22 protein-coding genes are annotated in these 26047 nt (G+C 65.2%); 6 read left to right on the top strand and 16 right to left on the bottom strand.

What is annotated here, in order from left to right:
* Positions 1-9: 9 nt before the first annotated feature.
* The 8 genes from OKW35_RS07905 to OKW35_RS07870 form a co-directional block, all read right to left on the bottom strand.
* On the bottom strand, positions 10-3597 hold the full coding sequence (locus OKW35_RS07905; RefSeq protein ID WP_429551626.1) for an indolepyruvate ferredoxin oxidoreductase family protein: 3588 nt from the start codon (positions 3595-3597) through the stop codon (positions 10-12).
* A gap of 243 nt (positions 3598-3840) precedes the next feature.
* Complete coding sequence (locus tag OKW35_RS07900; protein WP_429356491.1) at positions 3841-4803, bottom strand: ion channel; 963 nt, start codon at positions 4801-4803, stop codon at positions 3841-3843.
* Positions 4804-5029: 226 nt separating this feature from the next.
* Positions 5030-5275: a hypothetical protein gene (locus OKW35_RS07895; protein ID WP_184051250.1), complete on the bottom strand. Its 246-nt coding sequence runs from the start codon at positions 5273-5275 to the stop codon at positions 5030-5032.
* Between the two features lie 77 nt (positions 5276-5352).
* Positions 5353-5583 (bottom strand): hypothetical protein, encoded by a 231-nt coding sequence (locus tag OKW35_RS07890; protein WP_018419210.1) that lies wholly within the window; start codon positions 5581-5583, stop codon positions 5353-5355.
* A gap of 150 nt (positions 5584-5733) precedes the next feature.
* Complete coding sequence (locus OKW35_RS07885; protein ID WP_187612566.1) at positions 5734-6642, bottom strand: carbohydrate kinase family protein; 909 nt, start codon at positions 6640-6642, stop codon at positions 5734-5736.
* Positions 6639-7940 carry an AGE family epimerase/isomerase gene (locus OKW35_RS07880; RefSeq protein ID WP_429551625.1) on the bottom strand — a complete coding sequence of 434 codons (1302 nt, stop codon included), beginning with the start codon at positions 7938-7940 and terminating at the stop codon, positions 6639-6641. The genes OKW35_RS07885 and OKW35_RS07880 overlap by 4 nt, the downstream gene beginning before the upstream one ends.
* On the bottom strand, positions 7937-8923 hold the full coding sequence (locus tag OKW35_RS07875; RefSeq protein WP_090805561.1) for a LacI family DNA-binding transcriptional regulator: 987 nt from the start codon (positions 8921-8923) through the stop codon (positions 7937-7939). Before OKW35_RS07875 ends, OKW35_RS07880 begins: the two co-directional genes overlap by 4 nt.
* A gap of 370 nt (positions 8924-9293) precedes the next feature.
* Positions 9294-10319: a bile acid:sodium symporter family protein gene (locus tag OKW35_RS07870; RefSeq protein ID WP_184062690.1), complete on the bottom strand. Its 1026-nt coding sequence runs from the start codon at positions 10317-10319 to the stop codon at positions 9294-9296.
* A gap of 555 nt (positions 10320-10874) precedes the next feature.
* Between OKW35_RS07870 and OKW35_RS07865 the strand changes: the two genes are divergently transcribed.
* The 4 genes from OKW35_RS07865 (at position 10875) to icmF (ending at position 17584) form a co-directional block, all read left to right on the top strand.
* On the top strand, positions 10875-11411 hold the full coding sequence (locus OKW35_RS07865) for a hypothetical protein (RefSeq protein WP_316251988.1): 537 nt from the start codon (positions 10875-10877) through the stop codon (positions 11409-11411).
* A gap of 504 nt (positions 11412-11915) precedes the next feature.
* Positions 11916-13001, top strand: coding sequence for a porin (locus tag OKW35_RS07860; RefSeq protein ID WP_184062688.1), 1086 nt, complete (start codon positions 11916-11918; stop codon positions 12999-13001).
* A gap of 151 nt (positions 13002-13152) precedes the next feature.
* Positions 13153-14085, top strand: coding sequence for a LysR family transcriptional regulator (locus OKW35_RS07855; protein WP_184051262.1), 933 nt, complete (start codon positions 13153-13155; stop codon positions 14083-14085).
* 118 nt (positions 14086-14203) lie between these two features.
* Positions 14204-17584 (top strand): fused isobutyryl-CoA mutase/GTPase IcmF, encoded by a 3381-nt coding sequence (gene icmF, locus OKW35_RS07850; RefSeq protein WP_429551624.1) that lies wholly within the window; start codon positions 14204-14206, stop codon positions 17582-17584.
* A 38-nt stretch (positions 17585-17622) separates the two neighbouring features.
* Here icmF and OKW35_RS07845 read toward each other — a convergent pair whose 3' ends face one another.
* Positions 17623-18582 (bottom strand): NAD(P)H-dependent flavin oxidoreductase, encoded by a 960-nt coding sequence (locus OKW35_RS07845; protein WP_429356499.1) that lies wholly within the window; start codon positions 18580-18582, stop codon positions 17623-17625.
* 314 nt (positions 18583-18896) lie between these two features.
* On the opposite strand from OKW35_RS07845, the gene OKW35_RS07840 reads away from it, so the two are divergent.
* Positions 18897-19787, top strand: a complete 891-nt coding sequence (locus OKW35_RS07840; RefSeq protein WP_429551623.1) for an alpha/beta fold hydrolase — start codon at positions 18897-18899, stop codon at positions 19785-19787.
* A 49-nt stretch (positions 19788-19836) separates the two neighbouring features.
* Here the strand turns inward: OKW35_RS07840 and OKW35_RS07835 are convergent, their stop codons facing one another.
* Positions 19837-20307, bottom strand: coding sequence for an Lrp/AsnC family transcriptional regulator (locus tag OKW35_RS07835; RefSeq protein WP_429551622.1), 471 nt, complete (start codon positions 20305-20307; stop codon positions 19837-19839).
* Between the two features lie 112 nt (positions 20308-20419).
* On the opposite strand from OKW35_RS07835, the gene OKW35_RS07830 reads away from it, so the two are divergent.
* The gene (locus OKW35_RS07830) at positions 20420-21358 is read left to right on the top strand and encodes a DMT family transporter (protein WP_429551621.1); all 939 of its coding nucleotides are present in this window, start codon (positions 20420-20422) and stop codon (positions 21356-21358) included.
* A 299-nt stretch (positions 21359-21657) separates the two neighbouring features.
* On the opposite strand, the gene OKW35_RS07825 is transcribed toward OKW35_RS07830, so the two are convergent.
* The 6 genes from OKW35_RS07825 to OKW35_RS07800 form a co-directional block, all read right to left on the bottom strand.
* A complete protein-coding gene (locus tag OKW35_RS07825; protein WP_429551620.1) occupies positions 21658-22575 on the bottom strand; it encodes an MBL fold metallo-hydrolase in 918 nt (305 codons plus the stop codon).
* On the bottom strand, positions 22572-23045 hold the full coding sequence (locus OKW35_RS07820; protein ID WP_187612558.1) for a MaoC family dehydratase: 474 nt from the start codon (positions 23043-23045) through the stop codon (positions 22572-22574). Before OKW35_RS07820 ends, OKW35_RS07825 begins: the two co-directional genes overlap by 4 nt.
* Positions 23042-23287 (bottom strand): DUF1289 domain-containing protein, encoded by a 246-nt coding sequence (locus tag OKW35_RS07815; protein ID WP_429407668.1) that lies wholly within the window; start codon positions 23285-23287, stop codon positions 23042-23044. The genes OKW35_RS07820 and OKW35_RS07815 overlap by 4 nt, the downstream gene beginning before the upstream one ends.
* Positions 23288-23292: 5 nt before the next feature.
* The gene (locus OKW35_RS07810) at positions 23293-23814 is read right to left on the bottom strand and encodes a YbaK/EbsC family protein (RefSeq protein WP_429407666.1); all 522 of its coding nucleotides are present in this window, start codon (positions 23812-23814) and stop codon (positions 23293-23295) included.
* A 34-nt stretch (positions 23815-23848) separates the two neighbouring features.
* Positions 23849-24775 (bottom strand): hydroxymethylglutaryl-CoA lyase, encoded by a 927-nt coding sequence (locus tag OKW35_RS07805; RefSeq protein WP_429551619.1) that lies wholly within the window; start codon positions 24773-24775, stop codon positions 23849-23851.
* Between the two features lie 116 nt (positions 24776-24891).
* Positions 24892-25833: a 2-hydroxyacid dehydrogenase gene (locus tag OKW35_RS07800; protein ID WP_429407662.1), complete on the bottom strand. Its 942-nt coding sequence runs from the start codon at positions 25831-25833 to the stop codon at positions 24892-24894.
* Positions 25834-26047 lie beyond the last annotated feature (214 nt).

Below are 26047 nucleotides of genomic sequence, written 5' to 3'. Positions count from 1 at the left end.
ACGAACCACTTACTTCGCGACCACCACCGGAATGCCGCGCAACTGTCCGGCGCCCTTCATCTCCTCGAGCGACTTCTTCACCGCGACACCCGTCGCCGCATCGATGCCGAGGCGCGCGGCGAGGTCACGCTCACCACGCTTGACCCCCGCCAGATTCGCCAGCTTCACGTGCCCATACCCGCGCACGCGCGCATGCAGTTCAGCGAGTTTCGCGACGTCGTCGAAATGGCTCGCGTCGAGTTTCGCTAGCGCACGTTGCAGCGTGGTTTCGTAATCGCTCGCGAGCTCGCGCTCCATCTTGCGCTCGAGCGTGCGGCCGAACGGATCGAGCGCAGAGCCACGCAGACCGCGCCATTTCGCGAGCAGGCCGAGCACGGGCCACATCCACTGACCATAGGTTTTCTTCGTCGGCACGGCGCCGGGCTGCGCACGCGTGAGCGTCGGCGGCGCGAGGTTGAAGCGGATCGTGAAGTCCTTGCCGGCGACGCCCTCGAACTGCGCTTCGAGCGCATCGCGGAAAGCGGCATCCGTATGCAGACGCGCAACTTCGTATTCATCCTTTACCGCGAGCAGCCGGTAGAACGTGCTCGCGACCGCGCGCGTCACGCGCTCGCTCGCCGCATCGACGGCGGTTTCCGCGCGCCGTGCCGCATCGACGAGCGAGCGATACCGCTTCACATAAGCCGCGCCGCCATACGCGAGCAGCCGTGCTTCGCGATGGGCGATCAGCTCGTCGAGCGTATCGACCCGCACGCTCGGCTTCGGTGCATGACGCGACTGCCACAGCGATTCGAGCGCGGCGGGATCAGCCGCGGCCATGCGCCCGATCGAGAACGCGAGCTGGTTCATCTGCACGGCGACGTTGTTCAGTTCGATCGCGCGCATCATCGCGGCGAACGACACCGGCACGAGACCGAGTTGCCACGCGAAACCGAGCATCAGAATGTTCGCGCCGATCGTATCGCCGAGAAAACGCGTTGCGAGCGCTTGCGCGTCGCAAGTCGACATACGCTCTTCGCCGGCCGCGTGACGCATCTTGTCAATCAGCGCGTCGGCATGCAGCGTCGCATCCGGGTTCTGCACGAAGCTCGCGTTCGGAATCGCATGCGTGTTGACGACGATGCGCGTGCGGCCATGTCGCACCGTCTGCAGTGCATCGGCACTCGCGCCGACGACCATGTCACAGGCGAGCAGCACGTCGGCCTGCTGCGTGTCGATGCGGACCTGGTTCAGCCATTCGTCGCGGGCGGCAAAGCGCACGAACGACAGCACCGCGCCGCCCTTCTGCGCGAAGCCCATGAAGTCGAGCACCGACGCGCTCTTGCCTTCGAGGTGCGCGGCCATGCTGATCAAGGCGCCGACCGTCACGACGCCGGTGCCGCCGACACCCGTGATGAGGATGTCGTACGGCGCGGCATCGAGTTGCATCGCGGGAATCGGCAACGCGTTGACGTGCGTGGCGAGCGCCTGCGGATCGAACGCGTCGCCCGCGGCTTTTTTCAGCGTACCGCCTTCGATGGTGACGAAGCTCGGGCAAAAGCCGTTCACGCACGAGTAGTCCTTGTTGCACGACGACTGATCGATGCGGCGCTTGCGACCGAGCGCGGTTTCCACCGGTTCCACCGACAAACAGTTCGACTGCACGCCGCAATCGCCGCAGCCTTCGCAGACTTCTTCGTTGATGAAGAGCCGTTTGTTCGGGTCGGGGAATTCGCCCTTCTTGCGGCGCCGGCGTTTTTCGGCCGCGCAGGTCTGGTCGTAGATCAGCACGGTCACGCCGTCGGTGTCGCGTAACTCGCGCTGCACCGCGTCCATCTCGCTGCGATGGTGAAACGTCGTGCCCTGCGGAAACTGGCCGTGATGGCCGTCGTATTTCTCCGGCTCGTCGCTGACCACGACGAAGCGCGACACGCCCTCGGCTTCGACCTGCCGCGCGATCTGCGGCACCGAGATGCTGCCGTCGACCGGCTGGCCGCCCGTCATCGCGACCGCGTCGTTGTAGAGGATCTTGTAGGTGATCGTCGCGTTCGCGGCGACCGCCTGGCGGATCGCGAGAATGCCGGAGTGAAAGTAGGTGCCGTCGCCGAGATTCTGGAATACGTGGCGGGTTTTCGTGAACATCGAATGCGCGGCCCAGTCGACGCCTTCGCCGCCCATCTGAATCAGCCCGGTCGTGTCGCGCTCCATCCACGACGCCATGAAATGACAGCCGATGCCCGCCTGCGCGATCGAGCCGTCCGGCACTTTCGTCGACGTGTTGTGCGGGCAGCCGGAGCAGAAGTACGGCGTGCGCTTCACGCTGTCCGCCGCATTCGACAGGATCTGCGGCGCGACCAGATCGACGACGCGTTCACGGCGATCGAGCGCCGGCTTGTGCTTCGCGAGCCAGTTCGCGAACACCGGGAGAATGCGCGACGGCCGCAATTCGCCGAGCGACGACAGCAGCAACGTGCCATCTTCGGCGTGCTTGCCGATCACGACCGGCCGTGTGCCGTGTGTGCGGTTGTACAGATAGTCCTTGACCTGTTGCTCGATGACCGGGCCTTTCTCTTCGATCACGAGCACTTCGGACAGACCCGACACGAACGCGTCGATGCGCGTCATCTCCAGCGGAAACGACAGCCCGACCTTGTAGATGCGCACGCCGGCCGCGTCGAGATCGGCGACCGTCAGATCGAGCCGGCGCAGCGTTTCCATCAGATCGAGATGCGCCTTGCCGCAGGTGACGATGCCGACATTGGCGTGCGGGCTCGGCGCGATCCATTTGTCGATGCTGTTCATGCGCGCAAACTGGCGCACCGCGTCGAGCTTCGCATGCAGACGCGCTTCGATCGTCAGGCTCGGCAGATCGGGCCAGCGGTTGTGCAGACCGCCGGCTGGTGCTTCGAATTCCGGTGGCGGTGTCCATTCGGTTTGCAGCGCGTCGAGATCGACGGTCGAGCCCGATTCGACGGTCTCCGAAATGGCCTTGTAGCCGACCCACGCGCCGGAGAAGCGCGACAATGCCCAGCCATACAGGCCGAATTCGAGCATGTCCGCGATGTTCGACGGATTCACGACCGGCATGTGCCAGCCGATCAACGCGAAGTCGCTCTGATGCGGCATCGACGACGACACGCAGCCGTGATCGTCGCCCGCGACCACCAGCACGCCGCCGTGCGGCGACGAGCCGTACGCGTTGCCGTGCTTCAAGGCATCGCCCGCGCGGTCGACGCCCGGGCCTTTGCCGTACCACATCGCGAATACGCCATCGACGGTGCGCTCGGGATCGGCTTCGACGCGCTGCGTGCCGAGCACGGCGGTGCCGCCGAGTTCTTCGTTGATCGCGGGCAGAAAGCGGATGTCGCTCGCGGCGAGCAGTTTTTTCGCCTTCCACAACTGCTGATCGACCATGCCGAGCGGCGAGCCGCGATAGCCGCTGATGAAACCGGCCGTGTTCAGGTTGCGGGTCTTGTCGAGCGTGCGCTGCATCAGCGCGAGGCGCACGAGCGCCTGCGTGCCGGTCAGAAAGATCCGGCCGCGCGTCGCGGTGAGATTGTCGGAAAGCTTGTAGTCGGCGAGTGCGGGCGTGCCGTCGATGGGCAGGCGAGCGGTCATGGGGGAGTCTCCAATGTTCTGGCTTCGCGCGCGGGCGGTGGGGTCACGGATGCCGCGCAGCGAAAGAGACTCTATTTTTTAGCGCTCGTGAGAGTGAATTATTTCTTCTTTAATCGGGCGTGCGCGAATGGGCGCGACGAGTCGCGCGTTTCGGCCCGCTTTTGAGCCGGATTTGCCACGCGGCGGCGCGCTTCGGGTATGCCCTAGGGTATCGTGAGGCGGCGAATGGGACGATGGCTATTGCTATTGCGCCGTGTTCGCCGCGATGTCCGGTTGGAGCGGTGCCGCATCGAGCGGCACGATTTCGTCGAAGTGCGCGTAGTCGATGTGGCTCACGCCGTCGCGCTCACTCATGATGTCGACGAACCGGTGCTGCCAGACGATCTGGTCGCAGGTCCACATGTGGCGCGCCTGCATGGTTTGCGACGTCGATTCGTCGATGCCTTCGAGCGTGAGCAGCAGCGAAACGTCGCGGCCTTTCAACGATTCGGCGTTTTCGCCGAACAGCGGGCTCGCTTCGTCGATGATGTGCATCAGCGTCCAGCCGAGCTTGAAGACCGGGTGCTGGTCGCGCACCAGCGCGAGGTCGTAGAGCTTGCGCAGCGTAAAGCCTTCGATCGAGGTCTCCAGACGCATGATGCGCAGCCGCGCGCGTGCCTCGGCGATCACGTTCTGACGCGCGTTGGCCGAGCGCACCATCAACGTCATGCGGCCGTCGATCGGCCGGATCACCGCGTAGCGCGCGAACATGATCTTCGCGTGCGGCCGCGAAAAGCGCGCGAAGATCAGTCCGGTCGCCAACGCGATGCTCGACATGCCGATGAAGATTTCGAGCGTCGCGATCCAGTGCGCGTAGACGGTTTGCGGATGCATGTCGCCGTAGCCGACCGTCGCGAGGGTTTCGACGCTAAAGAAGAACGCACCGCCGAAGCCCTTCGGAAACTGATTCGCGATCGGAGCGTCGCCGAGCATGTAGAGCGTGGCGAACACGATGTTGAGCAGCAGGAACAGCAGCGCGAGCGACACGAAGAACCCCGGCCAGCGCACGCCGAGCGCGCGGTGATACAGGTCTTGCCACAGCGGCGTCGGCATGCCGTGCGCGATCACCACGCGATCGTCGAGACGCATTTCGCGACTGCCGTGCGCGCGGCGCCTCGCGTCGGTGTCGCCGAGCGTGGAAAAACGGTCTGACGGTTCGCTTGCCATCACGCGCTCGTGGGAATGAAGACGTGGACAGCGTAGCATGGCGCGCTGCGCGAGTTTCCGCGCGGTGCGAAGGCAGCGCGGCGCGATGTATCGCCAGGGTGCGAGGTTGCGCGATGCCGTCGTTGAAATGCTTCCGGGCGCGTCCCGGAATTCAGGCTGGGTCAGGTCGCATCACGCGCGGCGTGCGGGTCGGGCGCAGCCGCGCGCCACACCCACCCACTCGCCGTCACGGAAACACGTGCGGCTTCGGAATTCCCGCGCCATGCTCGATATCGTCGACCGCCTGCCGATGCGCACTTTCCACCGCTTCGGCCTGCTCGGCATAACCCGCGTCGCCGCCGACCGTGGTCCACGCCTTGACGGCCTTCTCGCGATGACGGATTTCGTATTCCGCGTCCCAGCGCGCGCCACTGAGTTCGAGCGGACGAACGTGAATCGAATACACGCCGTATTGGAACAGCTGTTCAGCCATGATCGCCTCCAGCCGGCCGATCCGGCAGCGGCGCGCCGATGCGCGAGGACGCGCGACGCGCTGCCCCTTGGTTCGGCCTACAGTTCGATTTCCCCGAGGATACGATGTGCGAGCGCTTTGGCTTCTTCGAGCGCTTCTCCCGGCGTCGACGACGTCGAGTCGACTTCGTAGAGCGTGGTTTCCTGATCGGCGCTGGGTTCGCCTTCGTCGCGCGCGAGGGTGACGACACCTTGCCAGGCGTCATGTGCGACTTCTCTTATCGACGCGGTGGCCGTGTAGAGCCCTTTGGTGTAGGTGACGTCCTCCATGGCCTCGCTCCTTTTCGCAAAGGTTTCGATGTTTTCATCCTAGCACGGCGTGGCGGGATCGGTTCCCGCCCGGGGCAGCTTCGGACCGCGCGACGTGCTCATCCGTTACGCTACGCGCGCCCCAGGGCAGCAGAATTACAGCGCCGCGTTTTATAGCAGCGCGACCACCTCGTCGAGCGTCGGCGCATGCGCGCCGGCGTGGCCGCAAGCCGCCGCGCCGGCCGCGAGCGCGAACGCGAGATGCTCGGGCCACCCGCGTTGCGGCGCGCTCATCAGGCTGAACAGCAGACCGCCGATCGACGCATCGCCCGCGCCGACCGTATCGACCACTTCGACGCGCGGCGGCTTCGCCTCGATCACCGCGGCGCCGTCAAGCAGCATCGCCGCTTCGGGGCCGCGCGTGACGAGCACGGTGGCGGCGGGATTCATCGCGCGCAACTGCGCGAGCGCGGCGGCTTCGTCGCTGGTCTTGAAGATCATGCGCAGGTCTTCGTCCGATACCTTGATCAGATCCGCGAGCGCCGCCATCTTGCGCAGCGTCGGCTCGTAGCCGTGCTCCATCAGGTTGCGATAGTTCGGATCGAAGCTGATCTTCACGCCGTGCGAACGCAACTCGGCGGCGAGTTGCGCCAGTGTGTCGCCGAGCGGCTGACGCACGAGGCTGATGCAGCCGAAGTGCGCCCACTTCACCGCGTTCATCCAACCGGCGGGCAGCTTCGCCGGCTCGAACGCGAGGTCGGCGCCGTTCTCGCCCATGAAGAAGTACGCGGGCGGATGCGTCTGATGCACGATCGCGAGCAGCGGCGGACGCTCGACGCGCTGCAGGAAGCGCATGTCGAGGCCGGCCGCGACGCTCGCGTCCCACAGCTCGTCGGAAAAGTTATCGACGCCGAGCGAGCCCGCGCACGCGGTCGGCAGGCCGAGCCGCGCGACGCAGCGCGCGGCGTTCCAGCCCGCGCCGCCCGGACGCGACAGCCAGTGCGATGCGCCGGTGCGCACGAGATCGGTCAGGATGTCGCCGGCGGATACGAAAACGGGGAGGTTGGTCGTCGCGCTCATTGTGCTTTCTCCGCGGAAGCCGCTGCGGCGGGAGCGGCTGATTCAGCCGCAGCGTTTTCGCCGAGCGCATGGGCGAGCACTTCGTAGCACGCGCCCATCGTGTGATAGTCGGTCTTGCCGGCCGGGCTCTTTTCGTCGCTGTACTTGCGGTTGTCGCAGGTGAGGATGCGATACCAGGCGCCGTACTTGTGGTCCACGAAGTGCGTCCAGCTATAGCGCCAGATCTCGTCGTACCAGTCCCAGAAGCGCTCGTTGCCGGTGCGCTTGCCGAGCAGCGCGGCGGTCGCGAACGTTTCGGCCTGCACCCAGAAGTACTTGTCGTGATCGCACACGGTGCCGTCGGGGCCGAAGCCGTAATAGAGGCCGCCGTGGTCTTCGTCCCACGCGTGCGTCATCGCGGCGTCGAACAGTTCGATCGCGCGCGGCAGCAGCCACGGCAGCGGACGGAAGCGTTCGAGAATCAGCAGCAGCTTCGCCCATTCGGTCTGATGACCGGGCTGGAAGCCCCACGGACGGAAGATGTTCGAGCTGTCTTCCTCGTTGTAATGCCAGTCGACCGACCAGTCCGCGTGAAAGTGCTCCCACACGAGCCCTTGCGACAGCTTCGCCTGGCGCAGCGTGATATTCGACGCCACGCGCTCGGCGCGATCGAGATACACCAGATGACCGGTCGCTTCGTGCGCGGCGAGCAGCGCCTCGGTGGTATGCATGTTCGCGTTCTGCCCGCGATACGTGCTGACATGCCAGTCGGCCGACGCGTCGTCGGCATAGAGGCCGGCGGCGGCGTCCCAGAAGCGGTGCTCCATCAGCTCGAAGGTCGCGCCGATCATCGGCTTCGCTTCCTCGATGCCGGCCATCGCCGCGTGCGAGTACGCGAGCAGCACGAACGCGAGGCCGTAGCAGTGGCGCGTCGCGTCGAGCGTGCGCTGTTTGCCGTCGCGCCATTCGATTTCCCAGTCGTAGCCCTCGTGCTGCGAGTCCCAGTGCGCGTCGCGCAGAAAGCGCAGGCCGTGGCGCGTGTATTCGAGGTGCTTCGGGTCGCCGAACTGCCGGTACGCCATCGCGTAGTTGAACACGTAGCGGCAACTGCTGACCAGGTGGCGCGTGGTGCGGTTGTAGATCGAACCGTCGTCGCGCAAGAAGTGGTAGAAGCCGCCGCTCGGGTCGAGCACGTTCGGCGCATAGAAGCGCAGCGTGTCCTCGATGTGCGTGAGCAGAAACTCGCGCTTGCGGAAGCTGGCGAACGGCGGCGCCTTCGCGGCGTCGCTGGAAAGTTGAAGCGGATCGGTTAGCGTCATGGCGTTTTCACCAAAGTACTGGCACGGGCAACGAGTTGAACGGGCAAGCGGACTTCGAGTTCGGCGGGCGAGTCTTCGAGCAGCAGTTCGACGCCGCGTCGGCCGAGCGCTTCCTTGTCGACCGCGATCGTCGATAGCGGCGGGGTAGCGTGGGCGGCGGCGGGGATGTCGTCGAAACCGATGATCGCGATGTCGTCGGGCACGCTGAAGCCGCGCGCGAGACACACGCGCAGCGCGGCAAGCGCGGCGGCGTCGTTGAACGCGAATACGGCGTCGGGGCGCGGGCCCGGCGCGTCGAGCAGGCGCTGCATCGCGCGCGCGGCGCCGGTGTCGGGATCGAGCCCGGCGTCGATGTTCACTTCGAGCGACGGATCGAACAGCAGCCCCGCTTCGAAGAATGCGCGCCGGTAGCCGAGCGCGCGCTCGGCGATGCTGAAGTGCGCGAGCGAGCCGCCGATGAACGCGACGCGCTTGCGCTGCTGCGCGAACAGATGGCGCATTGCGAGCGTGGCGCCGCCGGCGTTGTCGAGATTGACCGAGCGCAAGCCCGGCGACCATAGATCGATCAGCACCAGCGGGCGTTGCATCGCGACCAGCGTGGCGAGCGTTTCGGGCTCGACGAAGCCGGCGATCGCGACGGCGTCGGGCGCGTGCAGGCGCATCTGGTGAATCACGTCCTCGGTCGGCCCGGCAGTCAGCACCGACGGCACGATGCCGCGCTCGCGGCACGCGTCTTCGACACCGTGCAGCACGTGCGAGAAGAACGGGCTCGCGGCGAAGTTGTTGTGCTGACGATGCAGCAGGAAAGTTAGCCGGCGGATGCGCGGACGCAGTTGCGCCGAGTCGTAGCCGAGCTGGCGCGCCGCTTCGACGACGCGTTCGCGCGTGGCCTCGGAAAGGCCCGGCTGATTCTTGAGCGCGCGCGACACGGTGCCGATCGAAACGCTGGCCGCGCGGGCGACGTCGCGGATGGTTGTAGCCATCGAATGAAGCTGCCGCGCGAGGCGAGGCAGCACGGGTTCAGGTCGGGCGATTGTATAGTAAAACGCAGCTAAAGCCGCCCGCAAAACGCCAGCATGACACCAGTAAATACCCGTATTTTATGGACTTGTTGGAAATTAAGATGTTTAGTAAAACAGACTAAACAGTAGGCGGGCCGCTGTTTTCGAGACGGTCCGAGAATCGTCCTATGCCATCCGGCCGAGGCGACAGCGAGAGCGTTTGCGCGTGAAATAACGACAAAGGCCAGTGAAGAGCCAAAAGAAAAGCCGCCCGAAGGCGGCTTGCTTCACACGATCAAAACGACGCTCAGGGAGGGCGCTTATGAATGTCCTGTTTGCATTGCGTGTGTTTTCAACGGCGCGCGACGGCGGCGGCGGGTCGCCGCGCCGCGGCATTGCTCTCGCCGCTGAGGTCGCGGGCGCCCCAGCGTTGCGCGAGCGCGGCGCAGACCATCAGCTGGATCTGGTGGAACAGCATCAGCGGCAGCACCACGGCGCCGACCGCATGCGACGCGAAGATCACCTTGGCCATCGGCACGCCGGCGGCGAGGCTCTTCTTCGAGCCGCAGAAGATGATGGTGATCTGGTCCGCGCGGCTGAAGCCGAGCCGCTTGCTCGCGAAGATCGTCACGGCCAGCGCGAGCGCGAGCAGCACGGCGCTCACCACGACGAGGCCGCCGAGCGCCGACAGCGGAATCGTGTGCCACAGGCCTTCGGTGACGGCCTCGCTGAACGCACCGTAGACGACGAGCAGGATCGAGCCCTGGTCGACGAACTTCAGCACGCCGCGATTCTTCTCGATCCACTTGCCGATCAGCGGGCGCAGCAGCTGGCCGGCAACGAACGGCACGAGCAGTTGCAGCACGATGTTGCCGATCGTATGCCACGGCGACGCACCGCCGCTCGCGGCCTGATTCGTCACGATGACGCTGACGAGTGCTGGAGTGAAGAAGATGCCGAGCAGGCTCGAGGCGGACGCGCTGCATACCGCGGCCGGCACGTTGCCCTTGGCAATGGACGTGAACGCGATCGACGACTGGACCGTCGACGGCAGCGTGCAGAGGAAGAGGACGCCGGCGTAGAGCGACGGCGTGACCAGCGGCGAAAGGACCGGTTTAAGCGCGAGGCCGAGCAGCGGAAACAGCGCGAACGTGCTCAGCAGCACCACGAGGTGAAGGCGCCAGTGCGTCGCGCCCGCAATGATCGCCTCGCGTGACAGCTTGGCGCCGTGCAGGAAGAACAGCAGGCCGACCGCGATGTTCGTCACCCAGTTGAACCCCACGGCGGCCTGCCCATGAACGGGCAGGAAGCTGGCGAGGATCACGGTGCCGACGAGGCACAGGGTGAAGTTATCGGGCAGGAATTTCGGGCGGGCCATGTCGCAATCTCGATTCAATGACGCGGTGTAAGCATGGGACGGGTCTGTCAGGCGTGGTCCATGCCAATGGAAAGCGGCTATTGTTGTCGAAAGCCGATTGAAAATGCAAATTCATTTGCCGAATCGATTAATGAAGTTTGCGCATTGACTCCCCAATCAGTCCGAGCCCATTCGTGCGACGTGCCAGGTCTCAGTATTGGCGAGGTGCTTTCTCGCGACAAACCGTTTAACCATTGACGTTGCAAGCGGCGTTTATTTGCAACAAACGGCACCCGCGCGGGCCAGGCGAAAACGCCGGCCAGCAAGCCGCCGAGGCGCGTCCGCACGAGGGCTCCGGCGCGGAAAAAGGCCGCAGTAACAGGGTGTTACATCCACCGACGAGACCTAACACTTTTTGGCTCGACACCCTTTGCCCCCGACCATAAATTACTCGTTCAAAGGCCGCAGGGATGCCCTGCGCCGCGACAGGAACGCGGCGCTTTTCTCCTCCCGCAACAGGTCCATCGCAGCTCGAACGGTGGATTTCAGGCAAGTCTTCGGGCGTGAGAGTCACAGGTGGACGGGTTGTCGAGAACGAGGCACTGGGCGTGGGGCGCGGTCATCGCCGTGCTGTGCTCGTTCGCCTATGCGAAGGAGCCGGGTGGGCCGCATGGCGGCGGTGCCGCCGCGGGCGGCGCTTATTCGCGCGACACTGCCGGGCGCGCGCCGCGCATGGAGATGCGTGGCGACGGCCGTTATGCCGGTGCGCGCGGCGCACCTGCTCCGCGCGGCTCGCGCAATGCGATGGCTTCTCGTGACGCACGCGCGCAGCGCGGCAACCCGAATATCGCGGACGCCAATTTCGGTTATGGCTTCGGCAGCTACGAGTCCGGCATGCGCCGTGTCGGCGATCCGTCCGGTTATGCGGGCGCGATCACGCCGGTCAGCGCGGAGTCGCGTCCGGTGCCGCATCCCCCGTCCAACATGCCGATGCGCAACGGCTCGATCCGCGCCGACGTCGCCCGCTACAACGAAGAGCGGGGCGCAGCGCGCCCGATGCAACGCCCAGCCGACGATCCGCGTCAGCCGGGCGGTTCACCGTACCGGAATTAGCTGAGCGCGATTTCGCAAACCACCGCACCGCCCCAACCGCAGTCCCGAAACCCGTCTTCCAGATCCTTCCCGCGATCCCTCGCGCGGCTTCGCGCGCCTTCCTCTGCGCCGTAGCCCCGAATCTGACGTTTCGACGCCACACTTTTTTGAAAACACCCGGCATCGAATTACCGGTCAGCGTCAAATCTTGGCATTCTGCCGCGTCGCGCCATCGGCCCGTCATTTAAGGCGTTCAAGCACGCTGTGGCGCGCCGTTCGCCGCATGCCGCATTGCGTCCAAGGGGCGGCGCCAGTCCGCTCTGAAGCGTCATATCAAGCCGATAACCGACCAAACTAATCAGACCGATATACCCGCAATAAGCAGCGATATTTTTGTTTATAAAAATGGTCCGCAAAGATGGGACCCGCCCAGATTGACTCGACGATCGAACGGATAACAACGACGTTTCGCGCGAGCGCCCCCTTTCGCACAGCCACACCCTTTTGACAAAGATTGGAGAACCCATGAACACAAGCCTCAGCAGCGCGCTGAAGACTACTCTCAAGGCCACCGCATGCGTCGTCGCGCTGGCGAGCGCGTCGTCGGCGTTCGCGCAATCGAGCGTGCAGCTCTACGGCCAGGTCGACGAATGGGTCGGCTCGCAGAAGTTTCCGGGCGGCAAGACCGCGGTGGTCGTGTCGGGCGGCGGCATGTCGACGTCGTACTGGGGCTTCAAGGGGACCGAGGATCTGGGCAACGGCTACAAGGCGATCTTCACTATCGAAGGCTTCTTCCGCGCGCAAACCGGCGAGTACGGCCGCTTCACCGGCGACACGACGTTCTCGCGCAACGCGTACGTCGGCATCGAATCGCCGTACGGCACGGTGACCGCCGGCCGCCTGACGACGCCGCTGTTCGTGTCGACGATCCTGTTCAACCCGTTCGTCGATTCGTACTGGTTCTCGCCGATGGTCTATCACGTGTACCTCGGCCTCGGCACCTTCCCGACCTACACGACCGACCAGGGCGTGACCGGCGACTCGGGCTGGAACAATGCGGTGTCGTATACGTCGCCGAACTTCAACGGCCTTTCAGCGACCGCGATGTACGCGCTCGGCAACACGACCCAGAACGGCGCGAAGAAGTGGAGCGGCCAGGTGCTGTACTTCCACGGCCCGTTCGCGGCGACCGCGGTGTACCAGTACGTGAACTTCAACAACGTGCCGGGCGACCTCGGCAGTTTCGAAACGTCGGGCGTGCCGGGTCTGCGCAGCCAGAGCGTCGCGCAGGCGGGCGTGTCGTACGACCTGAAGTTCGTCAAGCTGTACGGCCAGTACATGTACACGTACAACGACCAGCAGGTCACGAGCTGGCACGTCAACACGGGACAGGGCGGCGTCACGGTGCCGTTCGGGCCTGGCTCGGTGATGGCTTCGTATGCGTATTCGCGTAACGGCGGCGGTTCGAACCAGACGCGCCAGACGGCGGCGGTCGGCTACGACTATCCGCTGTCCAAGCGCACCGATGTCTATGCCGCGTACCTGTATGACCACATCACCGGTCAGTCGAGCGGCAATACATATGGCGCGGGGTTGCGCGCGAAGTTCTGAGCTCGGCCCACGGTGTCACCGCAAAGCCCGCGTTCCGCCCGGAACGCGGGCTTTGTCGATTTCGGGCGCTGCCGAATATGAGCGTTTGCTGCCGTCCTTTTGATAAACCCGGCAAAATGACGTCGATTGATTCCTGAAGCGAGCGACTGAGATGGACACCCTCGTCAGCATGAAAGTGTTTCGCCATGTGGTCGAAGCCGGCAGTTTCGTCGGCGCGGCGGAGAAGATGGAGATGTCGGCGGCGATGGCGAGCAAGCACGTGATGCATCTGGAGCAGCAGCTCGGCGCGCGGCTCCTGAACCGCACCACGCGCCGCGTCGCGCCGACCGAGGCAGGCCGCGAGTACTACGAGCGGCTGAGTCAGGCGCTCACCGAGCTCGACGAAGCCGGCCAGGCGGTCGGCGCGGCAAGCGTCGTGCCGCACGGGCGGCTGCGGGTGTCGTCGCTGTCGGCGTTCGGCCTGAATCACGTGATGGCCGCGGTCGCGGACTACGCCGCGCAGTATCCGCAGGTCACCGTCGATATGACACTGTCCGACCGCGTCGTCGAGCTGATCGACGAGGGCTTCGACGTCGCGATCCGCGCGTCGCCGGGCGGGCTCAAGTCGTCGTCGCTGATCGCGCGGCAGATCGCGACCGCGCATCTGGTGCTGTGCGCATCGCCCGCCTATCTGCGCAAGCATGGCACGCCGAAGAGCGTCGCCGATCTCGCGCGCCACAACTATCTGCAGTACGCGGGCGTATCGGCGCTCGAAGTCGCGACCGGCGACGCGGGCTCGCGTGTGCGCCTGTCGGGCAACCTGATCGTCAATCAGCTCGAGGCGCAGCGCGTGGTCGTGCTACATGGCGCGGGCATCGCGATGCTGGGCACCGAGGTGATCGGCAGCGATCTCGCCGAAGGGCGGCTCGTGCCGCTGCTCGTCGACCAGGTGCCGCCGCGGGAGCTGCCGATCCACGTCGTCTACACGAGCCGGCGGCATCTATCGGCCAAGGTGCGCTCATTCGTCGATTTTCTGGCGGCGCGGTTCGCAAACGAATCGCTGTGGCCGTCGCTCGACCAAATCAAGGCGTTGGCGGTGCGGTAGCGTTTCGCGAAGCACCGGGCATACGTCGCCAATCGCCCGCCCCGCGCCCCGGCGCCGTGTTACCCCGTTTCTATATACTGATTGTGAACACCCATCAGTTAAATGATCTGGGGGAGACATGACCGATCTGTCCACGCCGCAGCGTGCCGGCAGCCACGAACTGCCCGCGGGCCGGCGCCTGCGCTTCGTCACCGCCGCCGCACTGTTCGACGGCCACGACGCGTCGATCAACATCATGCGGCGCATCCTGCAGGCAAGCGGCGTCGAGGTGATCCACCTCGGCCACAACCGCTCAGTCGCCGAAGTCGCGACCGCCGCGCTCAACGAGGACGCCGACGGTGTCGCCGTGTCGAGCTATCAGGGCGGCCACAACGAATACTTCCGCTACCTGGTGGATTTGCTGCGTGCAAGCGGCGGCGAGCGCATCAAGGTGTTCGGCGGCGGCGGGGGCGTGATCGTCCCCGAGGAAATTGCCGCGCTCGAACGCGACGGTGTCGAAAAAATCTACTCGCCGCACGACGGTCAGCGGCTCGGTCTGCAAGGCATGATCGACGACATGATCGCGCGCTGCGTCGAAGGGGCGCGCGCGGCCGACGCGGCGCGGCCGACGCCGGTGCGCGAATGGCTCGCCGAACTGGCCGCGCGGCCGTTGCCGCGTTGCGGTGAGGCCCATGCTCCGCACGCTGGCATTGCTGCTGGCTCGCACCCCGCCGATCCCGCCGCGCCGATCTTCCGCCGCCTCGCGCAACTGATCAGCGCGTTCGAAGCGAACAGCGTCGACGCCGCCGCGCGCGACCAGCTAGCGACGCTCGCGCAAGCGCCACGCATCCCGGTGCTCGGCATCACCGGCACCGGCGGCGCGGGCAAGTCGTCGCTGACCGACGAGCTGATCCGCCGTTTCCGGCTCGACTACGGCGACTCGCTGAACATCGCCGTGCTCGCGATCGATCCGTCGCGCCGAAAATCCGGCGGCGCCCTGCTCGGCGACCGCATCCGCATGAATGCGATCGGCGATTGGGGCGACGGCGCCCGCATTTATATGCGCTCGATGGCGACGCGCGAGGCATCGACCGAACTCTCCGATTCGCTACCCGCCGCGCTGATGCTGTGCAAGGTGGCGGGCTTCGATCTGATCGTCGTCGAGACGTCGGGGATCGGTCAGGGCGATGCGGCGATCGTGCCGTTCGTCGACGAATCGCTGTACGTGATGACGCCGGAGTTCGGCGCCGCGAGCCAGCTCGAGAAGATCGATATGCTCGACTTCGCGAGCTTCGTCGCGATCAACAAATTCGATCGCAAGGGTGCGCAGGATGCGCTGCGCGACGTCGCGAAGCAGGTGCAGCGCAATCGCGGGGACTTCGCGACATCGCCCGACGCGATGCCGGTGTTCGGCACGATCGCGTCGCGCTTCAACGACGACGGCGTGAGCGCGCTGTACCGGCGCATCGCTAATGCGCTGCGCACGCACGGCCTGCGCGAGGGCGGCGCACGGCTCGGCGCGGCCGAAGGCCTGCGCTTTTCGAGCAACCTGCATGCAATCGTGCCGCCCGCGCGCGTGCGCTATCTGGCCGACATCGCGCAGACGGTACGCGGCTATCGAGCGCGCGCCGACGCGCAGGCGCAAATCGCGCGGGAACGCTGGCAGATCGTCGAGACGCGCCGCATGCTCGGCGAGGCGGGCAGCGACGCAGCGTCGCTCGATGCGCTGATCGACCAACGCGGCGCCGCGCTCGGCGAGCGCGAACGCAAGCTGCTCGACGCGTGGCCGCAAACGGTGGCCGCCTATGCGGGCGACGAACATGTGGTGCGCATCCGCAAGCGCGAAATCCGCACCGCGCTGACGGTCACGACCCTGTCCGGCTCCGAAATCCGCAAAGTGTCGCTGCCGAAATTCGTCGATCACGGCGAGATCCTGCGCTGGCTGATGCTCGACAATCTGCCCGGCTATTTCCCATTCACCGCTGGCGTGTTTCCGTTTCGTCGCGAGAACGAGGACCCGACGCGCATGTTCGCGGGCGAGGGCGATCCGCAGCGCACGAATCGTCGCTTCAGGCTGCTGTCGGAAGGCATGCCGGCCAAACGGCTATCCACCGCGTTCGACTCGGTGACGCTGTACGGTGAGGAGCCGCACGAGCGCCCGGACATCTACGGCAAGGTCGGCAATTCGGGTGTGTCGGTCGCCACGCTCGACGACATGAAGACGCTGTATGACGGCTTCGATCTGTGCTCGCCGGATACGTCGGTCTCGATGACGATCAACGGCCCCGCGCCGACGATCCTCGCGATGTTCTTCAACGTCGCGATCGACCAGCAGATCGCGCTGGGCGAGCAACAGCAAGGCCGCCCGTTGACCGAAGCCGAACTCGCCGCAACGCGCCGCGCCGCGCTCGAAAACGTGCGCGGCACCGTGCAGGCCGACATCCTGAAAGAAGACCAGGGGCAGAACACCTGCATCTTCTCGACCGAATTCAGCCTGAAGGTGATGGGTGACATTCAGGCGTATTTCGTCGAACACGGGGTGCGCAATTTCTATTCGGTGTCGATTTCCGGCTATCACATCGCCGAGGCCGGCGCGAACCCCATCTCGCAGCTCGCGTACACGCTCGCGAACGGCTTCACCTACGTCGAGGCGTATCTCGCACGCGGCATGTCGATCGACGACTTCGCGCCGAATCTGTCGTTCTTCTTCTCGAACGGCATGGATCCGGAGTACACGGTGCTCGGCCGCGTCGCGCGACGCATCTGGGCGGTCGCGATGCGCGAGCGCTATGGCGCGAACGAGCGTAGTCAGAAGCTCAAGTATCACGTGCAGACGTCGGGCCGCAGCCTGCACGCGCAGGAGATCGATTTCAACGACATCCGCACGACGCTGCAGGCGCTGATCGCGATCTACGACAACTGCAACTCGCTGCACACCAATGCGTTCGACGAAGCGATCACGACGCCGACCGAGGAATCGGTGCGCCGCGCAGTTGCGATCCAGCTGATCATCAATCGCGAATGGGGGCTCGCGAAGAACCAGAATCCGAATCAGGGCAGTTTCGTGATCGACGAGTTGACCGACCTGGTCGAGGAGGCTGTGCTCGCCGAATTCGAGCGGCTGACAGAGCGCGGCGGCGTGCTCGGCGCGATGGAAACCGGCTATCAGCGCGGACGGATTCAGGACGAGTCGATGCTGTACGAGCATCGCAAGCATGACGGTTCGTATCCGATCGTCGGCGTCAATACGTTCCTGAGCGCGCATCCGCATGAAGCGCCGCGGCCGCTGGTGCTCGCGCGTTCCACCGACGCGGAGAAGCAGAGTCAGCTGCGGCGGTTGCGCGACTTCCAGGCGCGCCACCTCGACGCCGCGCCCGAGGCGCTCGAACGCCTCAAGCGCGCGGTGATCGACGACGGCAACGTGTTCGCGGTGCTGATGGACGTGGTGCGCGTGTGTTCGCTCGGGCAGATCACCCACGCGCTGTTCGAGGTGGGCGGGCAGTATCGGCGGAATATGTAGGCCGCGAGCGGGCGCCCCGGCCCGCTCCGTTCTTCACCTCAGCGCGCGATGCCGAGCCGCGCCTTCGCGTCGTTGTATTCCTTCTTCAGACGCCGCACGAGCTCGGCGACGTCCGGCACGTCGTCCATCAGGCCGACGCCCTGGCCCGCGCCCCAGATGTCCTTCCACGCCTTCGTCTTGTCGCCGCCGAAGTTCATCCTGGTCTTGTCCGATTCGGGCAGCGCGTCGGGATCGAGCCCCGCGTTCGTAATGCTCTCGCGGATGTAGTTGCCGTGCACGCCGGTGAACAGATTCGTGTAGATGATGTCCGACGCCTTCGCGTTGATGATCGCCTGCTTGTAGCTGTCGACCGCGTGCGCTTCTTTGGTGGCGATGAAGCGCGTGCCCATGTACGCGAGGTCCGCGCCCATCGCCTGCGCGGCGAGAATCGAGCCGCCGTTCGCGATCGAGCCCGACAGCACGATCGGGCCGTCGAAAATGCGCCGCACCTCGCCGACCAGCGCGAACGGCGAGGTGGTGCCCGCGTGGCCGCCCGCGCCGGATGCGACCAGAATCAGCCCGTCGACGCCGGCTTCCAGCGCTTTCTGCGCATGACGCAGATTGATCACGTCGTGCAGCACGATGCCGCCGTAGCTATGCACCGCATCGACGATCTCGCGTGCCGGCGCGCGCAGGCTGGTGATGAAGATCGGCACCTTGTGCTCGACGCAGACGCGCACGTCGTGCTCGAGCCGCGCATTCGACTGGTGAACGATCTGATTGACCGCGATCGGGCCGATCACCGCATCCGGGTTCGCGGCTTTGTGCCCGGCGAGTTGCGCCTGGATCTGCGTCAGCCATTCGTCGAGCAGTTCGGCCGGGCGCGCGTTGAGGGCAGGGAACGAGCCGACGATACCGGCCTTGCACTGCGCCAGCACGAGTTCGGGATAGCTGACGATGAACATCGGCGAAGCGACGACGGGCAGCGCGAGGTTTTGCAGAACGGCGGGCAATGCCATGGTGCGAGTCTCCAGGTTGGGCCAACCGGTGCGACGTGCGCCGGCGAATAGATGAATGAGTTTAGCGACACGGCTTGCGGCGTGTTGACCGGCGAATGCGTGTGGCAATCGAACGAAACCGGCATGTCGAAGTCGCGCCAAACATTTAAGAACGGTCGTTCGATTATAGGCGATGCGGGCGACCCGCGCGCGGTAGGCCCGTTTGGAACGGTTCGAAGGAGTATTCAGGTTCCATGTCTGCGTGGGATATCCCACCTCGCACGGACCTGTTGGCCTTCTACAATGCACGGACCTCAAACGATCAACGAGACGTCATGGCCTTCGAAAATTTCACGTCTTTTCGCGTCGCCGTGGGCGATGTCGACATTTTCGGAGTGAAGGGCGGCGCCGGGCCGCCTCTGCTTCTGCTGCACGGCCATCCGCAATCGCATCTGATCTGGGAACGCTGCGCCGCGCCGCTCGCGCAGCACTTCACGGTGATCGCAACCGATCTGCGCGGCTATGGCGCGTCGGGCAAACCGCCGAGCGATGCCGCGCACGCACCGTATTCGAAACGCGTGATGGCCGCCGACCAGGTCGCGGTGATGCGCCACTTCGGCTTCGAGCGCTTCCTCGTCTGTGCGCACGATCGCGGCGCGCGCGTCGCGCACCGGATGGCGCTCGATCACGCCGACGCGGTCGAGCGTTTGATGCTGCTCGATATCGCGCCGACACTCGCGATGTATGAAGCCACCGACCGCGCGTTCGCAACGCACTACTTCCACTGGTTCTTCCTGATCCAGCCCGAGCCGCTGCCCGAAACGTTGATCGGCGCAAATCCGGCTGCCTATGTCGACGCGGTGATGGGCGGACGTCACGCGGGTCTCGCTCCGTTCGATCCCACTGCGCTCGACGCGTATCGGGCGGCGCTCGCGCAACCGGGTGCGGTGCACGCGATGTGCGAGGACTATCGCGCGTCGGCGAGCATCGACCTCGAACATGATCGCGCCGATATCGAGCGCGGCAACAAGATCGGCTGTCCGCTGCGGGTGCTGTGGGGCGACAAGGGCGTGATCGAAAAATGCTTCGATGCGCTCGACGAATGGCGGCATGTCGCGCGCGACGTGAGCGGCCGAGCGCTATCGTGCGGGCACTATCTGCCCGAGGAAGCGCCGGACGAACTGGTCGCCGAGATGCTGTCGTTTTTCGAGGCGGTCGAACGATAAGCATCGGGCCGCTTCGCGCGACCTTCGTTTGACCTGCGCTCGACCTTCGTTAGCCGAGCGGCGGCAGCCGTCGCGCGACCGGCGTCGACTTGACGATCGCCGTGCTGGTCTCCGCGCGCTCGGTCACTTTCGACAGGATCTCGTCGAGCTGCTCGATCGAATGCAGGTACAGGCGGCAGATGAAACAGTCGTCGCTGGTCACCTTGTCGCATTCGACGAACTCCGGAATGCGCCGGATCACTTCCTCCACCAGATGCAGCTGCCCGGGCAGCGGCTTCACGCGCACTACCGCCTGCAGCGTGAAGCCGAGCGCGCGCGGATCGATCTGCACGGTGAAGCGCTCGATCACGCCCTGCGCTTCGAGCCGCCGCACGCGTTCGGCCGTGCTGGGCGCCGATAAGCCGACGACGCGCGCGAGTTCGCTGACCGGCTGGCGCGCGTCCTGCGCGAGCGCGGCGAGCAGTGCGCGGTCGGTGTCGTCGAGTGCGACCGGCGTGATCGATGCAAGGCGTTTGCTCATGATGGCCTTCGTTTATGAGGTGCAAATGCGGTAACGCTTAAGTTTAGCCATGTATTCGCGCGGGTGGATTAATTACACTGCCAGTTATGCAGTCACAATCCGGGATCGAATCATGGCTTCAAACAAGGCTTCCGTCACGACCTCGAGCAGTTCGCCCAGCGACATCCGCCGTGGCGCGGCGGAGATGAGCGTCGCGATGCTGATGTCGGGCACGATCGGCTGGCTCGTCGTGTCTTCGCAGCAAAGCCCCTTCAACGTGGTGTTTTTCCGCTGCATTTTCGGCGGCGCGACGCTCGCGCTCGTGTGCGCCGTACTCGGCCTGTTCCGCCGCGAGCTGTTTTCGTGGAAGATGCTCGGCCTCGCGTTGCTCGGCGGCGCGGCGATCGTCGTGAACTGGGTATTGCTGTTCGCCGCGTATTCACGCGCGTCGATCTCAATGGCGACGGCCGTCTACAACACGCAGCCGTTCATGTTGGTCGGGCTCGGCGCGCTGGTGTTTCGCGAGCGCATCAGCGCATCGACGATCGCGTGGCTCGTGGTCGCGTTCGTCGGGCTCGTGTTCGTCGTGAAGGTCGAGCCGGCCGTGCTCGCGGTGCCGGGGCAGTATCTGGTCGGCGTCGCCTATGCGGTCGGCGCGGCGGCGATGTACGCGGTGTCGTCGATCATCACGAAGCGGCTGAAGGGCACGCCGCCGCATCTGCTCGTGCTGATTCAGGTATCGCTCGGCGTGCTGTTGCTCGCGCCGTTCGTACGCTTCGACGCGTTGCCGGCAAACGGCGCGCAGTGGCTCGAACTGATCGTGCTCGGCGTCGTCCATACCGGTCTCATGTACGTGCTGCTGTATGGCGCGATCCAGAAGCTGCCGACGTCGATGACGGGCGCGTTGTCGTTCATCTATCCGGTGGTCGCGATCATCGTCGACCGGCTTGCGTTCGGACAGACGCTCGCATGGATTCAGGTGCTCGGCGCCGCGCTGATTCTGCTGGCGGCGGCGGGCGTCAATCTCGGGTGGCGGATCGTGCCGCAGAGAAAGCGCTTATCGTCCACGTGATGCCGATTCGACATTCAATCGGATATTGCTACGGATCCCGGAACAACGCGCAAGCGTTCAAGCGCCTAACGCCGTTTGATGACAGATCATGTATGCATTCGTAAAACGTGGCGTCAAATTTCTGTAGGGAAATCACCGATGCGATGCAAAAACCCACACGCGTATCATCGACAGCGACGCTGATCACGTCCAACAGATGTTCCGCCGCTCGCTTCGTCGAGCGGTTTTCTTTTTGGCAGCACGGTTTTGCGTTCCGGTGCGCTTTTCCACCGCGCCGGTCGAACCGGTCACATCACAGTTCAATGCCGCGCGAGAATGCGCGTGCCGTCCACTTCGAGCGGTCCATCGTTCGCCGCGAGCTCCCCGACCATTCCCTTCAGCAACGCGGGCCATTCGCCGCGCGGCTTCAGCATCGAGGCGGCGGTGCGCATCACGGCCGCGTCGTCGAGCATGCGCAAAAGCGTGTCCACGCTCATCTCGCGGACTTCGAGCAGCTTGAATACGATCAGCACCTTCAGCGCGTTCCTTGCGTTGCGCGCGGGATCGGCGCGCAACCAGGCGACGCGCGACATCGCGCGTTCGAGCGCCGCTTCGACCTGCGTGAACGGCGCGCCGTGGCCTGGGACGACGACGCGCACGTCGAGCGTTGCGATCAGGTCGAGCACGGCTTGCTGCTCGGCGAAGCCGCTTTCGCCTTCGAGTTCTGGAAAGATCACACCGAAGCCGTTTTCCCACAGCGCATCCGCGCTGATCAGCAAGCGTTCGTCCGCGCAATAGAGCATCAGCGAATGCGGATCGTGGCCCGGCGCGCCGAGCACCTGCCAGTCGAGTGCGCCCAGCCGCAAACGTGCGCCGGGTGCCAGCGTGCCGGTGAAGCCGAAGCGCTCGCAGGTTTGACCAGTCGCGCGAAAGCTGAGGCGAGTTTCGTCCCAGCCGCGCACGGCATCGGCTTCGGATGACGGAATCAGCGTGCGGCACGGCCACGTTGCCTGCAACAGTGCGTTGCCGCCGCAATGATCCGAATGCAGGTGCGTGTTGACGATCAGATCGAGCGACCGCGTGCGCAACGCATTGCGTACCAGCGCGACCGTTTGCGATGCGTGCGTCGCATAGCCGGTATCGACCAGCGCGGCGCATGTGTCGTCGACGAGCAGCACGTTGTTCGACGACAGCCAGCCGCGTTCGAAAACCCGGATCGATGCGGGCAGCGCGATCATGGCGTGGCCGTGCTCGCGTGCGCGTTTGCGACTGCGTCGGGCTTCGGCATCACGAGGATCGTCGAGGTTCCCGTCAACATCAGCTCGCCGCGCTGATTGACCACCGAACCTTCGAGATAGGTCAGATCGCCGTTCAGGCTCGGCTTCCAGTGAGCGTCGCGCACACGCCACGTGATCGTCAGCGTGTCGTGCGCCTGCACTGCCTTCTTCAGCTTGATATCGAATTCGAGGCCGAGCGGTTGCGCGTAAGTAGAGAAATGCGTGGCGAGCAGCGCCATGAAATACGCGGTGGGTTGCGTGCCCGACGCGATCAAGCCTCCAAAGCGGCTTTGCGCGGCATACGCTTCATCGTGATGCAACGGGTTCAGATCGACGACGAGCGTCGCGAACGATTTGATCGAATCCACCGACAACTCGAGCGTCGAACTGAACGTCTCACCGGGCGTCACGATGCGCGGCGCGGCGTTCATTGCTTCTCCTTCGTCGTCGATGTCGTGCGCAGCGCCATTAACGTCGCGTGGCGCACTTCGATCGCGTCCCACACCGCGCGCTTCGCGTCGTTGTCGAGCGTCGACCAGCTGGCGATTTCGTCGATCGTGCGCAGGCATCCTTCGCACCAGCCGGTCGATGCATCCATCCTGCACACGCTGATGCACGGCGACGGCACGCAACCGCCGTCGTCCGTGTCGTCGTAATCGTTGCCGCTCGCCATCGTGTTCAGGCCGGCTCGCGCAACGCGACATCGACGACCGGCGCGCCTGTGAGCGAGATCAGCTCCTGCGCCGTCAGATTGAACACCGCGTGCGGATGACCGGCGGCCGCCCACAGGCTCTCCAGCTCGAGCAGATCCGCATCGATCAACGTGACCGGCTCGGTCGCGTGACCGACCGGGCACACGCCACCGATCGCATAGCCGGTTTTTTCGCGCACGAACTTCGCGTCCGCGCGGCCGATCTCGCCGACCTGCGCGGCCACTTTCTTTTCGTCGACACGATTCGCGCCGCTCGCGATCACGAGCACCGGCGCGTCGTCTTCGCGGCGCCGGAACAGGATCGACTTCGCGATCTGCGCGACCGAGCAGCCGAGTCCGGCGGCCGCTTCGGCGGAAGTCTTGCCGGTTTCCGGCAGCATCACGATTCGCCCCGCGTGACCGCGTTCGCGCAGCAGCAGCGCGACGCGGCGTGCCGAGTCGGGCAGCGCGGCGAAATCGTCGGAGTCGAAGGACGCGAGGTCGTTCATTGTTTGGGACCCTGAATGAAAATGGATGCTGCGGTTATACGCAGGTGTTTGCTTCGCTGCCCGCCTTCGCGAGCAGCGCTTTACCGGCGCGCGACACGTTGGACCGGCCGATCGCGTTCGAAATGAAGTCACCGATTCCGACCACTTGCGCGAGGTCGATACCGGTCTCGATGCCGAGGCCGTTCATCAGATACAGCACGTCTTCGGTCGCGACGTTGCCGGTCGCGCCCTTCGCATACGGACAGCCGCCGAGCCCCGCGACCGATGCATGAAAAATCTCGACGCCTTCGAGCAGCGCCGCGTAGATGTTCGCGAGCGCCTGGCCATAGGTGTCGTGGAAGTGTCCCGACAGATGCTCGCGCGGAAACGCTTCGGTCACGGCCTCGAACACTTCGCGGGTGCGCTTCGGCGTGCCGACGCCGATCGTGTCGGCGATATCGATCTCGTCGCAGCCGAGCGCCGCGAAGCGCTTGACGACGTCGACGACCGACGCAACCGGCACTTCGCCCTGGTACGGACAGCCGAGCGCGCATGACACGCTGCCGCGAATCCGCAGCTTATGTTGTTTCGCCGCCGCGGCGACTGGCGCGAATCGCTCGATGCTCTGCGCGATGCTGCAGTTGATGTTCTTCTGCGAGAACGCCTCGCTCGCCGCGCCGAAGATGACGATCTCGTCGGCGTGCGCGGCGAGCGCGCCTTCGAAACCGCGCAGGTTCGGCGTCAGCACCGAGTAAATCGTGCCGTCGCGGCGTTCGATGCCGGCCATCACGTCGGCGCCGTCGGCCATCTGCGGCACCCATTTCGGCGACACGAACGACGCTGCTTCGACGTTGCGGAAGCCCGCCGCCGACAGACGGTTGATCAGCTCGATCTTGGTCGCGGTCGGCACGAATTCCTTCTCGTTCTGCAGCCCGTCGCGCGGACCCACTTCGACGATTTTCACTTGCTTCGGTAAGGCCATGATGTGTCTCCGATCCGATGCGGTTTGATCGCTGTCCCATCCGGGATGGGTGCTGCCGCGTTGCTGCAATTCAAGTCAGCCCGCACGCCTGCGACGCGTGCGGGCGCAGGTTTCACTCAGTAGCCGCGTTCCAGTTGCACTGCGCCGCTCACCTGCTCGCCGCGCATCATCGCGCCGATCTTGTCCGCGACCTGCGCGACGCTGTCCTCGCGCAACGTCAGCGCCGACGTGTGCGGCGTGATCGTGACGCGCGGCTCGCGCCAGAAAGGATGATCGGCGGGCAGCGGTTCCTCGCGGAACACGTCGAGCGTCGCGGCGGCGAGCTGGCCGCTCGCGAGCGCAGCGAGCAGATCCGCTTCGACGAGATGCGCGCCGCGCGCGACGTTGATCAGATATGCGCCGCGCGCGAGCTTCGCGAAGACTCGCGCATTCAGCACGCTTTCCGTGTCGGGTGTATGCGGCAGCAGATTGACGAGCACCTTCGCGCCGTCGAGGAAGCTATCGAATTGCGCGTCGCCGGCGAACGTCGCGATGCCATCGATCTGCTTCTCGCCGCGAGTAAAGCCGCGCACCGGCAGGCCGAACGAAGCGAGCGTTTGCGCGACCTGCGTGCCGAGCACGCCGAGCCCGAGCACAGCCACCGTGAACGTTGCGCGCGGATGCGGCTCGAGCACTTTCCAGCGGCGCTCGCCTTGCAGCACCTGATATTCGTCGAAGCGGCGCAGATAGCGCAGCACCGCATGCGTCACGTACTCGGCCATCTGCGAGCCCATGCCGGTATCTTCGAGGCGAATCAACGGCACCTCGGGCGGCAACGTGCCCGGATGCGCGCGTTCGAGCGCGAGAATCGCATCGACGCCAGCGCCGAGATTGAAGATCGCGCGCAGCGTATTGCGTCCGGCCAGCATCTCGCGCGGCGGACGCCAGACCACCGCGAAATCGGCTGGGCCGGTGTCGCCGGGCTTCCATTCGCGCAGCTCGGCGGCGGGCAGAGCGCGCGCAAAGTCGTGCAGCCACGCGGCGGCTTCGGTGTGCGGTGCGTAGAAGAGTATTTTCATGCGGTGCGGAGTGCGTCGGCGTCGATGTGGGCGTGAGCGGGACGGACCCGGAGCGCGCGACGGCAATCGGACGACGCGTGCGGGATCGGGTCTCCTCCCGGTATGAACAGGCTTCATTCTACTTTTTCGACGCAAATCGCGCGCGTTTGCGCACGCACGTGCGCTTCGAGATGCATGCCGTGGTGGGCGTCGAGTTCGCGCGTACCCGTGCATT

The sequence above is a fragment of the Paraburkholderia sp. MM5477-R1 genome (assembly GCF_050436385.1).
GTDB classification, from domain to species: Bacteria; Pseudomonadota; Gammaproteobacteria; order Burkholderiales; family Burkholderiaceae; genus Paraburkholderia; species Paraburkholderia tuberum.
This window is presented reverse-complemented; position numbering and strand designations above follow the sequence as displayed.